Source organism: Bifidobacterium bifidum ATCC 29521 = JCM 1255 = DSM 20456 (genome assembly GCF_001025135.1).
Taxonomy (GTDB): Bacteria; Actinomycetota; Actinomycetes; order Actinomycetales; family Bifidobacteriaceae; genus Bifidobacterium; species Bifidobacterium bifidum.
Genome location: NZ_AP012323.1, coordinates 96405 through 111655, shown reverse-complemented (window position 1 = coordinate 111655; position 15251 = coordinate 96405). Strand labels below are relative to the sequence as shown.

At 57.2% G+C, this 15251-nt stretch carries 10 protein-coding genes and 1 pseudogene; 5 read left to right on the top strand and 6 right to left on the bottom strand.

Annotated elements, in window-relative coordinates:
* Positions 1-229 precede the first annotated feature (229 nt).
* Positions 230-2281, bottom strand: coding sequence for an MDR family MFS transporter (locus tag BBBF_RS00395; protein WP_013362931.1), 2052 nt, complete (start codon positions 2279-2281; stop codon positions 230-232).
* A 1010-nt stretch (positions 2282-3291) separates the two neighbouring features.
* Between BBBF_RS00395 and BBBF_RS00385 the strand changes: the two genes are divergently transcribed.
* Together BBBF_RS00385 and BBBF_RS00380 are read left to right on the top strand one after the other, a co-directional pair.
* Complete coding sequence (locus BBBF_RS00385) at positions 3292-3954, top strand: TetR/AcrR family transcriptional regulator (protein WP_033509638.1); 663 nt, start codon at positions 3292-3294, stop codon at positions 3952-3954.
* Between the two features lie 156 nt (positions 3955-4110).
* The gene (locus BBBF_RS00380; RefSeq protein ID WP_021647476.1) at positions 4111-5382 is read left to right on the top strand and encodes an MFS transporter; all 1272 of its coding nucleotides are present in this window, start codon (positions 4111-4113) and stop codon (positions 5380-5382) included.
* A 338-nt stretch (positions 5383-5720) separates the two neighbouring features.
* On the opposite strand, the gene rfbB is transcribed toward BBBF_RS00380, so the two are convergent.
* On the bottom strand, positions 5721-6770 hold the full coding sequence (gene rfbB / locus BBBF_RS00375; RefSeq protein ID WP_021647477.1) for a dTDP-glucose 4,6-dehydratase: 1050 nt from the start codon (positions 6768-6770) through the stop codon (positions 5721-5723).
* Positions 6771-6874: 104 nt separating this feature from the next.
* Between rfbB and BBBF_RS00370 the strand changes: the two genes are divergently transcribed.
* The gene (locus tag BBBF_RS00370; RefSeq protein WP_033509607.1) at positions 6875-8662 is read left to right on the top strand and encodes a hypothetical protein; all 1788 of its coding nucleotides are present in this window, start codon (positions 6875-6877) and stop codon (positions 8660-8662) included.
* A 3-nt stretch (positions 8663-8665) separates the two neighbouring features.
* On the top strand, positions 8666-9301 hold the full coding sequence (locus BBBF_RS09370) for an NUDIX hydrolase (protein ID WP_080665026.1): 636 nt from the start codon (positions 8666-8668) through the stop codon (positions 9299-9301).
* A gap of 58 nt (positions 9302-9359) precedes the next feature.
* On the opposite strand, the gene glf is transcribed toward BBBF_RS09370, so the two are convergent.
* Positions 9360-10538: a UDP-galactopyranose mutase gene (glf, locus tag BBBF_RS00365; RefSeq protein ID WP_033509605.1), complete on the bottom strand. Its 1179-nt coding sequence runs from the start codon at positions 10536-10538 to the stop codon at positions 9360-9362.
* Between the two features lie 290 nt (positions 10539-10828).
* The gene (locus BBBF_RS00360) at positions 10829-12007 is read right to left on the bottom strand and encodes an IS256 family transposase (protein WP_021647483.1); all 1179 of its coding nucleotides are present in this window, start codon (positions 12005-12007) and stop codon (positions 10829-10831) included.
* A 120-nt stretch (positions 12008-12127) separates the two neighbouring features.
* Here BBBF_RS00360 and BBBF_RS00355 point away from each other — a divergent pair.
* A pseudogene (locus BBBF_RS00355) lies at positions 12128-13471 on the top strand (GH1 family beta-glucosidase); the annotation flags it as partial.
* Between the two features lie 9 nt (positions 13472-13480).
* On the opposite strand, the gene BBBF_RS09365 reads toward BBBF_RS00355, so the two are convergent.
* Together BBBF_RS09365 and BBBF_RS00340 are read right to left on the bottom strand one after the other, a co-directional pair.
* Positions 13481-14107, bottom strand: coding sequence for an IS5 family transposase (locus BBBF_RS09365; protein ID WP_117726483.1), 627 nt, complete (start codon positions 14105-14107; stop codon positions 13481-13483).
* Positions 14108-14885: 778 nt separating this feature from the next.
* Positions 14886-15089 carry a hypothetical protein gene (locus tag BBBF_RS00340; protein WP_033509601.1) on the bottom strand — a complete coding sequence of 68 codons (204 nt, stop codon included), beginning with the start codon at positions 15087-15089 and terminating at the stop codon, positions 14886-14888.
* Positions 15090-15251 lie beyond the last annotated feature (162 nt).

Here is a 15251-nt window from a genome sequence, read left to right as displayed (position 1 = left end):
CTCCAGCAACGAGCCGTACCCGCCGTTAGATGGCAGGCTTCAGTATCGTGACGCCATGCATTAGCGTCACCATGCAACGATAGGAACACACTATTCAAGTGCATCATGAAAGCGTGACGTTGCCCTTGCGCAGGTGCCGTAAGACTCCGCGGACAAAGCAATGAGGCTTCCCCCGCGAGAAGGGAAGCCTCATATTCCATTCATTCTATTCAGCGATGATGACGCCGAATCACCGATCATCCTTTGGGAACAGCGCGTCGAAGGCATGTTCCATCACGGACTTACGGCGGATCACACCGACGAGTCTGCCATCACCATCCACCACCGGCAGTTTCTTGAACTGCTTCTTGGCGAGGATTCGGGCCACCTCTCCAACATGCTGGTCGGGCGTGGCGGCAACGACCTTACGCGTGGCGATGTCCATCACCTTCTTGCCGGAGAGCGCCTGCACCTTGGAGGCCACGGTTTCGTCGTCGAACACCACCATCGTCGAACCGGTGCCGGTGGAAACCGTACGGGATTCATAGGTGGCAATCGATTTCATGACATCGCCGTCGCTGACGAAGCCGACGAGCCTGCCATCGCCGTTCACCACGGGAAGGCTGGAAACGTTGAGGCGGATGAACTCGCGCACCACATGCGTGATGTCATCGCTGTCCAAGCAGCTGTAGGGCTGATCGTCCATGATCCCGCCGATGGACTGTTCCTGGGCCTGCTTGAACAGGGAGGAGGCGGGGGCCACGTATGCGCCGGCGTAGTGATGCTCGGCGGGCTGGCCTTCAGTGGTTTCGGCCGCGACTTCGGCGGAGGCTTGCGCCTCGTAGGCCTTGGCGTTGCGTGCGGCCTTCTCCTTGGCACGGCTGGTGACGGTGAAGATGCAGATGATCAGGGCGACCAGCGAGATGGCGGCGCACAGCAGGTAGGAGAACGCAATGCCGCTGGCCGTGGCGGACTTCACACCCTGGGACATGTGCGAGGCGGTCACGGATGTTTCTGCGGTGACCAGAAGCGAGGTCGCAATGGCTGCCGCGATCTGGCGGCCGGTGTTGGCGATAGCGTTGCCATGGGCGATCATGTCGTTCGGCAAAGCGTTGACGCCCCAAGTGTTGATCGGCATGTTGGCGATAGCCTGACCAGATGCCTGCAATGCGCAGAACACGGCGACAAACAGCACTGATGTCTTGGTGTTGATGGTGCCGAGAAGACCAAGAGAGATGGTCATGAGCGCAAGGCCGCCGATGCCCACGCCGCGCGGGCCGAATTTGTCGAATGCGGCACCGGCGACCGGACTCAGGATGATGCCGACCGCCGCAGCGGGCAGCATGACCATGCCGGTGACGGTGGCGGATTGGCCGAGCACATTCTGGATGAAGATAGGCAACGTCACGTTGGTTGCGGCGACTGCGGCGTTGATCAGAGTGACCAGAATCGCGGAGTTGCGGAAGTTGCGGGTGGCAAGGGTGTCAACGCGCAACAATGGCTCATCGAGCTTGACTTGCTTGTATACGAATGCGACGAAGGCCACAAGACCAACGACGATTGAGGTAATGACGACCGGACTGGCCCATCCCATCGTGGAAGCGGACGAGAAGCCATAGAGCAGGCCACCGAACGCGATGGTCGAAAGGATCACGGACAGGACATTGAGCTTTGGATTCTTCAACTCGCTGACGTTCTTGAGCATCATCGTGCCTCCGACAAGGATGACCAGTGCCACGACTGCAATGCCAATGAACATCAGGCGCCATCCGAAACTGTCAATCACCAGACCACCGACAACCGGGCCGATAGCCGGGCCGGCGGCCATGACGATACCGGCCATGCCCATGGCGGTGCCGCGCTTATCCGGCGGATAGACGAGCATCGGCACTACGGCGACCAATGGCAACAGCACGCCGGAGCCGGCGGATTGCAATACGCGTCCGATGAGCAACAGCACGAAATTCGGCGCAACGGCACACAGCAGTGTGCCGACCATGAAAGTGGCAAGGGCTCCGGCGAAGAGCTTTCGGGTGGAGAATTTATCAATCAGATAGCCTGAAATCGGCACCATGATGCCCGAGACCAGCATGTAGACGCTGGTCACCCACTGCACGGTGCCGGTGGTGATATTGAAATCACGCATCAGTGCCGGCAAGGCCGGTGACATGACGGTCTGGTTGAGCAGCGCGATGAACGAGCCGACGACGATCACGCCCACGACGATGAATCGGGCGTGCGAATCAATAGGCTTTACGGAACTGGCGGCGGACCCGGATTCCGCGGTTTTCTGTGAGGTCACAGCATTTCCTTCTGTTGGTAACGGCATGTGTGGGCGATCCGGCCTCATACTTGTGTCAAGATGCGGGGACACCGATGAGTCCGGGGTAAAGGAAAAGCCGCCATCCGTTCCGCATTCATATACGGCAAACGATTCGCGGCTTTGCGTAAGTTGATGGCTATGGTGAGCGATTCATGCGACGTCGACTGCGGATGGGCCATCGGTACATCCCGGCATAAGGCGTGTCCCCGCTACACCAGCATCGAGAATAGGGCCATTTGTGGATTGGCAAACAGAATATTGCCGACGAACGACCCACGGCAGGCGTGTGCGATGAACATCGCGTAGCGATACAGGTTCATGGCATCTCCTTGATGGGTCTTCGTACGGCAGACATCGAGAAGCCTATCATCATTCAGATCGACGGTGAAACCCACGCATGCCCGACAATACACAAAATCTTTACAAAAGGATTGGGCTTACCGCATACGATCCGCCTGGGTAGCGGTCCGAGGATGAATCAGGGGCGAGCCAAGGGTTGCGTCTCGTGTTTCCGTCATGATGTCTGGCAAAAAAGTGAAGCCGGACATGCGAGGCATCGACCGGAATCGGAAAGGGGCAAATCATGCGAGTTCTCGGCAATATCCCGTGGATCATTCTTGGCGGGTTGGCCATCGCAATCGGATTGACCAGCAAGCCGCCAAGGCCGAATAATAAAACACACATTATGCTGCTGCAGCAGCCAGTCCTTGCAGAACAATGTCATGACAAAGGCCCGAGAAGACGACTTCTCAGGCCTTATCCGTGCCGCTCCTCAGTCGCTTGTAGCGACAGCTCCCCTCAAAGAGGGGAGCCAGAGAAACACTTACTTCGAGATGTTGAACTTGAACTCGGCGTCTTACCGGTCTTCTTCGTCCTGCCTTGCCGCGGATATTCAATCGCATCGCAGGGGTGACTTCCTCGATTATTTGACAGACCGACCGACGGTCTGTATGCTTGACAGGGACATGAACGAAAGGCAGGTCATCCGCATGGCGCACGATATGCATTCCGGAGACACCGAACGACGAATCCTTGATTCTGTCCGCAGGCTCTTCGCTGAAAAGGGCTACGAGAAGACGTCCATCCAGGACATCCTGGACGACCTGGGACTGTCCAAGGGCGGGCTCTACCACCACTTCAAATCGAAGGAGGCGATTCTCGACCGGCTGAACGCCGACGAGTGGGCCGTCACCGCGCGTCTTCTCGACAAACTCATCGAGCGCAAGGACATGAGTGCGCTTGAGAAGCTGCGCGTGCTCATCGTTTCCGCCGTGGACGCCCCCGATCATCTGGACCTAGTCCGTTCCCAGCTGGCGCTGCTCAAGGATCCTGCGTTCTTTACGGCGAACATGCGCTTCTGGTCGACGAGACTGCCGGAGTCCTTCCGCTCGCTCATCGATATGGGCGTGCAGGACGGCTCCATTCCCACGGCATACCCCGAGGAGGCGGCGCAACTGCTCTCGCTCCTCGGCAACTACTGGCTCATGCCCTGCTTCTACCCCGCCGATCGTGCCGGCATGGAACACCGCATCCGCTGCCTCGCCACGATGCTCGACGCCATCGGCGTGCCAGTGTTCGACGAGACGCTCATCCTGCGGACGACCGAAGGGCTCACGGCCCTGACGCCGGAAGAGGATACAGCGTCCGCATAGGAGACGCGCCCGGGTGCGCCGCATCTTGCACATCCTGACGTCACAGATGTCGAAGCGCTTCCGCGCCTTTTCCCTTGGGCGTATTGTTATCACAACAACAGACCGACGGTCGGTTTGTATAAATGGCCGTGGCCAATCACAAGAAAGGAATCCACGATGACGAACGCATACGAATGCACGACCCAACCACAAAGAAGCCAAGCCGCTGATCCTCTTCGCACACGCGACTTCCGCCGGCTCGTCGCGGGTCTCGGCATATCGCTCTTCGCCAACCTTATGCTGCGGTTTGCCATGTCCATGTGGGTGCTCGACGAGACCGGCTCGGCGGCGGCGTTCGCCTCCATTCTTACTGCAAGCATCCTGCCCACGATTCTGCTCTCGCCCCTTGGCGGCGTGATGGCGGATCGTACGAACCGTCGGACCGTCATGGTGGCGCTTGACGCGCTTTCCGTCGTGACGGTGCTCGTCTGCGCGGCGATCTTTTCGTCCGCCGGTTTCAATCTGGCGGCGATAGCCGTGATGCAGGTGGCGCTCGCCGTGCTTGACGCGATGGAGACGCCTACGGTGCAGGCGGCGCTGCCGCAGATGTTCCGCTCCCATGGCGAGGATGTGATGCGTCGCGCGATGGCCGTGGTGAACGTAGTGAACCAGACGAGCACGCTCGTTCCCGCCGTGCTCGGCGGCGTGCTGTACGCGGCGGTTGGTGCGATGCCCATGATGGGAATCACGATCGTGGGGTTCGGTGCGGCCGCCGTCGTGGAGTGTTTCATCCGGCTCGGCGCTCCCGACCGCGGCGACGCCGGCCGCGTCACCGCGGTCGACGACCTGCGCGCGGCCGGACGTTTCCTCACCCGCGAACATCCTCATGTGCTGCATCTGGTGTTGATCTGCGCCGCGCTCAACTTCCTGGTGACGGGGTATGCGGAGGTCGGCTTCCCTTACATGGTGCGGACCGTACTGGGGTTCGGCTCCACGGCGTACGGCCTTGCATATGGTCTCGTGGGAGCATCCGGACTGCTCGGCGCGCTCGTCGGTGGGCGGGTCGCGAGGTCGCTGTCCATGCGGCGATTCCCGATGGCGATCGCCGCCTTCTCGCTCACCATCCTGCCCCAAGCGCTCGCCATGACGATTCCCGCAGGTGGAGTGATGCGACTCGCGGTGCTCACGGCGAGCACCTGCGGAACCATGATCGTCATCACCCTCGCGAACCTCATCGCCGTGCCGGCGATCCAGATGGGCTGCCCCGAGAACATGACCGGCAAGGTAATGTCGCTCGCGCTCTCCGCGAGCATGTGCGCCCAGCCCCTCGGACAGATCGCATACGGCTGGGCGTACAGCGTCTACCCGGCGGGCGCGGTCCTGGCGGTGACGTTCGTCCTGGCCACCGCGATGCTGCCGCCAGCCGCGCACGTAACGCGGCGGTTCTAGGACGGGATTCCATCACCTTCGCTCTGGACAGCTGAGACATCAAAGCCATGTGTGGATATGCAAACGGCCGCCATCAATCATGGTGATGTTGGCCGTTCACGTCACCCCGTTAAATATACTTTCGCACCGTATTTGGCTTATATACGGCAGATTCGGGAAACTTGGATTCACAGCTGGGTCATTAGGCCAGAACGTACATCCGGCTCTCGCAGCCATTTCCTGACGAAGCCGACTACTTGCAGCACGCTATTTCCCAATCGCCACTTACCGAACCTAATTGCCAGGCTGCGCCGCATCCACCATGACGCACCATCGCAAACACTCCCGTCCGACGCGCTTTACTGGCCTTGTGCGCGGTAGCGGGCTTCGGTGGCGGCTTTGGCGGGCTCCCACCAGGCGCGGTTGGCAGCATACCAAGCGATGGTCGCTTGCAAACCGGCTTCGAAATCGGTGTGCACAGGCTTCCAGCCGAGTTCGGTACGCAGCTTGCTGGAGTCGATCGCATAGCGTCGATCATGTCCGGGACGGTCACGCACCCAGTCGAACGCATCCTCGGCACACCCCATAAGTCGCAGAATCATACGCATCACGGCAATATTGCTCATTTCGCCATCTGCGCCGATCAGATATGTTTCACCGATCCGCCCGCGCGTAAGAATCTCCCACACCGCAGAAGAGTGGTCTTCCGTATGGATCCAGTCACGCACGTTCTCGCCTGTGCCATATAGTTTCGGTCGCACGCCCTCCATGATGGAAGTGATCTGCCGCGGAATAAATTTTTCCACATGCTGGTACGGCCCGTAATTGTTGGAACAGTTGGAGATCGTGGCACGAAGCCCGTACGTGCGAACCCATGCGCGCACCAGCTGGTCGGACGCCGCTTTCGACGCACTGTATGGGCTTGACGGCTTATACGGCGTACTTTCGGTGAATTTGCATGGATCGTCGAGCGCGAAGTCGCCGTACACTTCGTCGGTGCTGATGTGGTGGAATCGCACGTCATGCTTGCGGGCGGCTTCAAGCAGATGGAACGTGCCTTCCACGTTTGTTGTGATGAAGGGTTCAGGATTGGCGATGGAATTGTCGTTGTGCGATTCGGCTGCGAAATGCACGATCGCGTCATGACCAGGCACGATACGTTCCAGTAATGCAACATCGCAAATATCGCCTTGCACGAGTTCGACTTGCGATTGCGGAAGACCGGCGATATTCTGCGGATTTCCGGCATAGGTCAGTTTGTCGAGCACGGTTATGCGCACGTCAGGATGGTTACGTGCCACATAGCGTACGAAATTGGCTCCGATAAACCCACATCCGCCGGTCACGATGATGTTGCGCGGCTTGAAAATATCACTACTCACGATTTCAGGGTACCGGCAGGGTTGCATAGTTAAACAGCATTATGATTACGCACCGATATTCTTCCGTGTTCGTTCACTGATTCGAACACCGAAGGCACTCATCTACCAAACACGTCGGTACAATCGAAATCGTGAGCTTTTTATCTCAGAAAGAACCAGTCATCATGAACCAGCGCCCTTATGCCACCATGGTGACGAACTTCGATTCAACGGAACAGAAACGCAGCTGGGAACGGCTTCTCCAGGAAGCCCAAAGCCAGGAAGATGAACAGTCATCAGCTCAAAACATCTCCAGTGCCACGCTTCCATCTATCGAAGAGCTATGGCTCAAGAACAGCAATACACGAACCTGTGAAAGCCTACTTAACGCCCACACTTCGTTCGCCACGTATTTCGCCGGCATAATTCGCACCGCATATCTGTATTGCCCGCAGATCATGCTGTCTGACGCAGAGGTTTGCGACGGCCTCTTCTTCCTCGCTCTCGGTCCCAATACCGTCAATTCGCTGCTTGGAAAATCATATAAAGATGGCCCGTCCATCATTATTTCTGGCCGATGTGATTCGTTTGAGGAATGCCTGTTCAATTTCACGCTCAGCACAGTTGGGGCTGTTCAAGCGAAGGCTCAGAAGGCGGCAAAACGAGACGATTATTTACATAATGCAATTGAAAAATGTCCCGCAATGCCTGACCAATACACTATTCGTCCGTTGGAGTATTGCGCGCTAGATTGCACAATCAGTTATACTGACGCGCTTTCGCAGCCCGCGGAGTTTTACCAAAATCTTACCGAGAAAATCAACCTTTGGAAGCAACAACAAATCGGAAACTTACCTGAAATTATCTCCTTTGCTTTTTCTTCTTTTTTCGAAAAGCCCGAAGATACTTACGCTTATCTTGCCCAACGGTGGCGGGACTGGCTGAATGCGGTTGCCTGCGGATTGGTGTTATACGAGAATCAGAATGCTGAAGACGTGCGTAACCGTATCAACAAGGGACGTGAAGAACAGATTAAAAACATGGACTTCGATAAGCTGTTTGCGAGATACTCTCGTCAGAACAACCTGATTTTGGAAACGCACCTGAAAACCAAGAAACCTTTTGGGACAAAAACAGTAGATGCAATCGAAACACTTCATCAAGTTGCTGAGATGTCACAACGTTCAGAAGCTTTTGCCTATATCGATAAGAAATATCCAGACAAGTTAGGCATAGTCGAAGCTCACACAAGAAAAACACCAACTGAAAAGATTCCCGACGGCACGGACGGTACGGATAGTACGCCGAATCAGTTGCTGAAATCTTGGTATCAGTTCGTTTATCAGCGGACTCTTGCCACTCATCTTGGTGCATGTCTTATCGCTGTCGCAGCCACGCCAAATGCATATGAGCAGATTGCCGGTAGGAGTATGGCAGATTTCATTGAAGAGGAAGCTGGTATATTCCGCAAAATGGTACGTTCTTTCAAACATCTCACCACTGCAAATCCTTCATCTTCCCTCACTTTGTCTGGATCCATAACGAAAATTCTGGGTGGCATGCCATATCATGTTTTCTCTTGCTTCTGCTACGAGGCGCGCACGACCATTGATAATTGGAGGAACTGTTCTCCTACAACTCCGCTAAGAACGCAGAAGCTGCACACCAGGAACACCGCTTATCTTATTCAGAAGGCAAGCGAGGAAGTCAGCCTTCTTGACGACGCCAAAGGTATGTGGAACAAGACAGCACTTGCATTTGTGCTTGCTCTTATTTCGGTGTTTTGCGATCAAATTTGGTTTAACGATGGCACAGTCCCACTTTGGCTGGTTGTTATTGTTACTTGGCTTGTTTCTGTGGTGCCCGATTTTGGAGAGTTGTTCGCCTGGATCAGAGGTGTGCATTCGAGCGCCAAGACTGTTGTGTTTATGGGGGATTGATACATGGCTACTGATTCAATCCAACACGTTGTTCCTGTAGAAGATGGAATTCCTCCACTTGATATTCAGTCTGAAACTGAAGTGTTCCGCGAGCAGGGTGGGGCAGGTTTCACTGTAACTAAAAATATTGCGATTGTACGTTCAACTGGAGAGCACCTGCAATTTCACGTAGCTTCGGTTCGAGACGGTAAGACGGGTGCTGTTTGCGTTGCAGAGCAGATTTTGCCAGATGGAACATCCGCTTTTCTTCTTGCACGACACTGGAGGGTGTCTACCAGCCAATGGGCTTGGGAGTTTCCACGAGGCATGGGTGCCGATGATGAGGATTCTCGAGATACTGCTGTCCGTGAGTTATCTGAGGAAACAGGAATCACGGTTTCACGGGATCAGGTTAAGATTCTGCAGCATATTCATGCCGACACAGGCGTTCTTCGTGATGATATTGCCGTTGCGAGGGTCTTGCTTTCGGAAGAAGATTCGCAATCTTGCAATCCTACCGACTGGGAACTTTCGAATTCACTCTATATTCCTGCCAGCACCGTGTGTCAGATGATTGCAGGTGGAGAAATCACTGATGGAATTACGCTTGCTGCCTGGTCCGTGTACTGCGCTCATTTTCTGTTTGGCACAAACGCATGAAGGATTCCTAACATAAGGTGATGCTAGAGATCCTTCATGCGTGGAAAGCGGGTGCGGCCTACTTCTTGAGGAGTGGTTCGACCTGTTCCTCGTACGCGGTCAACGCGGTGTCGATTACCTGATGCATGTCGTAGTACTTGTACGTGCCCAGACGGCCGCCGAACACCGTGAGCGGCTCGGCCTTCGCGAGCTCCTCGTACCTTGCGTACAGCGCCTTGTCGGCCTCCGTGTTGATCGGATAGTACGGTTCGTCGACGCGCTCCGCGAAACGGCTGTACTCCTCCCACACCACCGTTTTGTCCGGGTTCTGCGAGTCCCTGCGCTCCGGGTTGAAGTTCTTGAACTCGATCGCGCGGGTGTACGGCACGTCCGCGTCGGAGAAGTTCATCACCGGGCAGCCGAAATGGTCGCCCTCGTCGTAGCGCACCTCCCTGAAGTCGACCGTACGCCACTTGAGCTCGCCCAGCGAATAGTCGAAGTAGCGGTCCACTGGGCCCGTGTACACCACCGGCACGCCCGCCGCGGCCAGCGCGGCCTTGTTGAACGGCTGGGAACCGTCGAAGAAGTCGGTCTTCAGGGTCACGTGGATGCGCGGATCGTCGATCATGCGTTCCATCCACGCGGTGTACCCGTCCGTCGGCAGACCCTCCCACGTGTCGCGGAAGTAGCGGTTGTCGTAGTTGAAGCGCACCGGCAGACGGCTGATGATGCCCGCCGGCAGGTCCTTCGGATCGGTCTGCCACTGCTTGCCCGTGTAGTTCTTGATGAACGCCTCGTACAGCGGACGGCCGATCAGCGAAATGCCCTTGTCGTTGAGGTTCTGCGGATCCGTGCCCGCCAGCTCGCCGGCCTGCCCGTCGATCAGGGCCTTCGCCTCGGCCGGCGTGTAACGCGCGTGGAAGAACTGGTTGATGGTCCCGAGGTTGATCGGCAGGGGATACACCTCGCCGTCGTGCGTGGCGTACACGCGGTGCACGTAGGAGGTGAACGAGGTGAACCTGTTCACGTACTCCCACACGCGCCTGTTGGACGTGTGGAACAGGTGCGCGCCGTACTTGTGGATCTCCGCGCCGGTCTCCTCGTCCATGTAGCTGTACGCGTTGCCGCCGATATGGTCGCGCACGTCGATGATCTCCACCCTGACGCCCAAACGCTCGACGGCCTGCTGCGCCACGGTCAGGCCGAACAGGCCCGCGCCCACGACCACCAGATCGGGATACTCCACCGCATCAGTCATAATGGCTCATTCCTTCCATCAGTTGAAATTACTTACAAAATGCAGCTTCATCTATGTTACCCACGAACATGACTCGTTACGACGTCACCATTTTATTAATAAGAGGATAAGGTTCCGTAAGCAACCCTTTTTGAATATGCATGCGCAGAAACAAGAACCAACTCCGTAGACCGCGCTCATTCCAACACAGCGCTGTTTGATATGAACTGGTTTTTGTTCTGCATTTCCCCTGACTCGGTAGTGCCCGAAAGGTTGCGCACTTTGGATCATGGCCGTCCATGGCGCGATGATCAGTTCGCTGCTTGTAGGGTGTCATCGAGCCGGGACATGTCCAGATAGCGGCGGGTCGACCATTCGTTCGCGGTGACGTACCGGATGCGCGCGCATACGAGCATGAGCGCGCTGTTCCCGTCGGGGAAACTTCCCACGACACGCGTGCGCCGGCGGATCTCCCTGTTCAATCTCTCGATCATGTTGTTGGTGCGGATGCGCCTGCGGTGTCCGTCCGGGAATTCGGGCAGGAGGTAGGTGGTGGTCTCGCCGATCCCCTCGCGCAGGCAGTTCGCCGCGCCCCTCAGCTTCCTGGATTCCATCTCCGTGGCGACCTGTTCGGCCTTGGACAGGGCGGATTCCCGGCTTTCCATGGCGAATATGGCCTTGAGGGCGGCGGACGCCCATTCCCTGTGGGTTGGCGGCGTCTTGAGCACGTTGCGCATGAAGTGCACCATGCACCGCTGGTACTTCGCTTTGGGCAGCATCGAGCCGACCGTGGAGACCAGTCCGGCGCATCGGTCGCCGACCACCAGCCTGACGCCTTTCAGACCGCGTTCGATCATGGAGCGGACGAACTGCTCCCAGCTGGCGGAATCCTCCTTCTGCCCTCGGCCACGCCGATGACCTCGATGCCCCTCCGCGTTGATTCCGATGGCGACCAGGACGCTGACGTTCTCCACGCTTCCGCCCCAGGAGCGTTTGTGCCACACGCCGTCCACGAACACGTACGGATACTCCGATTCCAACGGCCTCGTGCGCCATTCGTCGATCTCGTCGTACACCTTCTTGAGCTTGTCGCTCAATGTCTGGGAGGGCATGCGGTCACCCCACGGCAATTGGCTGATGTCGTCGACCTGCCTGGTGCTCACGCCGGCCAGGTACATGTCGATCAGGGATTCCTCGACGCTCTGCTCGCGCCGCCGGTATCGTTCGATGACCGCGGACTCGAAGACCGCGCCCTTGAGTTTCGGCACCTTGAGTTCGAGCCTGCCGGCCTTGGCGGTCAGGCTGCGTTCGTAGTGGCCGGCGCGGTACGCCTTCCGCTCCCCGTTCCGCTCGTATCTGGCTGCGTTGGCGATCTCGTCGGCCTCCGCATCGAGCATCGCGTTGAGGATCTGCGTCATCTTCTCGGCGATCAGCCGGTCGAGCCTGGTCTCGAGCAGGTTCTGGTCGATCTGTATGATGTGTTCGGGCATGGTTCCGTCTCCTGACTTCCAATCGCGGTTTTTTGTTTTGGCGAATGAAAATCGTACACAGGACGCGGGCCATGCCCTCTTACGTCAGGGCCGGAATCCGAAAGTGCGCAAGAATTCGGACGTTATCCCGAGGATGGGCGCGTGCCCTCAATATGGGACACCTATTGCGAACAACCAGGCAATATCGTTGACCATTCCTCGGGCGCGGTGGCCTGCGACCAATACCATCGCTACGCAGAGGACATCGGCCTGATGAAGCAACTGGGCGTCAGCGCCTATCGGCTTTCTATCGCCTGGCCCCGCATCGTCCCCGAACCGGGGAAAGTGAACGACAAAGGCATAGAACATTATGTACGGTTACTCGACGCGTTACGAGACGCCGACATCAAGCCCGTAGTCACGCTGTATCATTGGGATCTGCCGCAATGGGCGCAGGACCGCGGTGGCTGGGAGAACCGTGACGTGTCTCAGTGGTTCGCCGAATACGCTGCGATCATGGCGCATGCGTTGGGGGAGAAAGTAGACACATGGACCACGTTGAACGAACCCTTCTGCGTGGCGTTCCTTGGCTATGGCAGCGGTGTACACGCGCCTGGCATCTCCAGTGATTTGGCTGCGCTGAAGGCCGTGCATCATCTCAATCTGGCGCATGGGTTGGCCGTCGAAGCGGTGCGGGCCGAATTGGGCGATGGTGCTCGGCTGTCCGTAACGCTCAATCTGCCCATGGCCTACCCTGCCAGCGACAGTGCAGCCGATCGCGAAGCCACCGAACATCGTAACCTCATGACACGGGACGTCTTCCTCGGCCCGATGATCGAGGGACGTTACGATCCTCGCATCATCGAACGGACGCGCGCCATCACAGACTGGTCATTCGTTCATGACGGCGATCTGGCCGTCATCAGACAGCGATTGGCTAATCTAGGTGTCAATTTCTACAGCACGGATACGGTTCGTCGGCGTCCGGGAATACCGCTCAACGCTTTGGAGCCGCGCGTCGGACGCGATCGCGAAGCCATTCCGGCTGTCGGCGGCACCGAGACGCTTGCACCTACAGGTGAGCTGACCGCCATGGGTTGGAATCAGGATCCCCGTGGCTTGACCGATTTGTTGGTCGGACTGTCTCGTCGGTTCCCGGATTTGCCTTTGGTGGTCACTGAGAACGGGTCGGCTTGGGATGACGAGGTTGGTGACGACGGCCTTGTCCACGATGCCATGCGTGTCTCCTACCTTGAGCGGCACATCAAGGCCGTGGCTGAGGCCCTGCGTCAAGGGGCTGATGTGCGCGGCTATTACGCTTGGAGTCTGCTCGATAACTTCGAATGGGCCTGGGGCTACACCAAGCGTTTTGGTCTAATCCGCGTCGATTATGGCACGCAGCGGCGCATCTGGAAGGACAGCGCCCGCTGGTACTCCAAGCTTGTCCAAAGCGGCGTCATCCCTCCCGATGGCTATCTGCAGTAAGCGACCGTCCTAGGGTGTGTTTACACTAGTTGTTTTGCTGGTGTTTTTGAGTTGGATGGCGATGAGGGCGAGTTGGAGGTTGGCGAGGAAGGTGGCGTCGAGCCTGTCGTAGCGGGTGGCGGCCTTGCGGCAGTGCTTCATGCGGTTGAAGACGCGTTCCACGACGTTCCGCCCCTTGTACGCCTGCCTGTCATGGTCCCATGGGTCCGCGCAGTTCCTCTTGGGCGGCACGACCGGCGTCAGGCCGAACGACCCGGCCAGCAAGCGGGTGGAATCCCCCTCGTAAACGCGGTCCATGAGCAGCTTCGCGCCCATGAACGCCACGGGCGCGGCCATGGAGCGGCGCCCGTGGCCGCGTCGTGCCCGTCGCCCGGGCTCAAATGGATTTCGACGAGCGTCGACTCGCCGTCGGACACCACGTGAACTTTGGCGTTCCTGCCTCCCCGGGATACGCCGACGGACTGCGGCCCCTTTTTCCGGGGCGCCCGTGGCGTGCCGGTGGACCTTCACGCTCGTGGAGTCCATGGCGAGCACCCGGATCTCCACCCCGATGATCCGCTCCTCCTGCAATGCCGTGAACAGGCGCTCCATCGCGCCGTTCCTGGACCAGCGGTTGAACCGCTGGTAGACGGTGATCCACTTGCCATAGTACTCCGGCCAATCCCTCCACGGGCCCCGTCCTGCACATCCACAGCAAGGCGTTGACGAACGTGTAGTTGTCGACCGCCACGTTGCCCCTCTGGCGCGGCAGCAGGTGCGCGACCCTCATGAACTGATCCAGCGTGATGTCATACCTCGGCGTACACATACGACAATGATCACGCAAAACTTAAATAGTGTAAACACACCCTAGTAATGACGTATCGCACAACAAACCCGACAGTGAAAAACAGTCCAATGAACCCGATGACGATTCAGACCTTCTGTGAGGGATGGAACCTTACCTTCGCCACTTTTCCACACGAGGAACAGGCGAGATTATCAAAGAACCCCTCATTGTCAATCAGATTATAATTGGACGGATAGGCAGTCAGAGTTGCTGACATCATCTGCTCGCAATAAGGACACAGGAAGTCGCAACGTACTTCAGCGGACGTAGAGTCTCTGAACAGCACATGATAGCTACTTCCAATCATTTCTCGATAACGAACCATGAACTGTCTCTCACTTCCGCTTCCAGCTATAAAGCGTTTTCAAGCTCTTCCTCCGTGTATCCGAACATGTAATCCTCATCCTTACCATTAGAAGCCCAGATGAGAGCCGCGTCATAAACGCTCAAAGTCTCGTCGTCATCATCGTTCCACCCATCTTCTGGAATAACGCCAGCGGTGGCATGGCACGATGGGCACTCATACCGACCGTCCCCGATGTAGTTCATATCCGTATTGCACTTGCCACACCAATACATGATGAATCAATCCTCCTTGTTTGATTCATCATTGTCATCATCGTCATGCCCGTCAGTTATCTCTTGACGAGCATTATTTTCAACCATTTTCTGAATAGCTACCACGCTCGCGGCTCCGATGGCAACACCACCAGCGATTAACGTAAGGACAAGCCCAGCTGGTCCTCCAACTGTTTTCGCCGCTTTGGATAACGCCGCGTAACTCCACATCTTCGTGCCTCCTTGTCGACGCATGAAACCCTACTGGCAATAGTACGCCGTGCGTCGGTGAAACGCCCTCGACTCACGCCCGTCCTACTCACAGTCAGCACAAAGCTCAGTGGGTCTATCTGTTGGCTCTTTTGAGCATGCTTCCATCGAGTTCTATGAGGG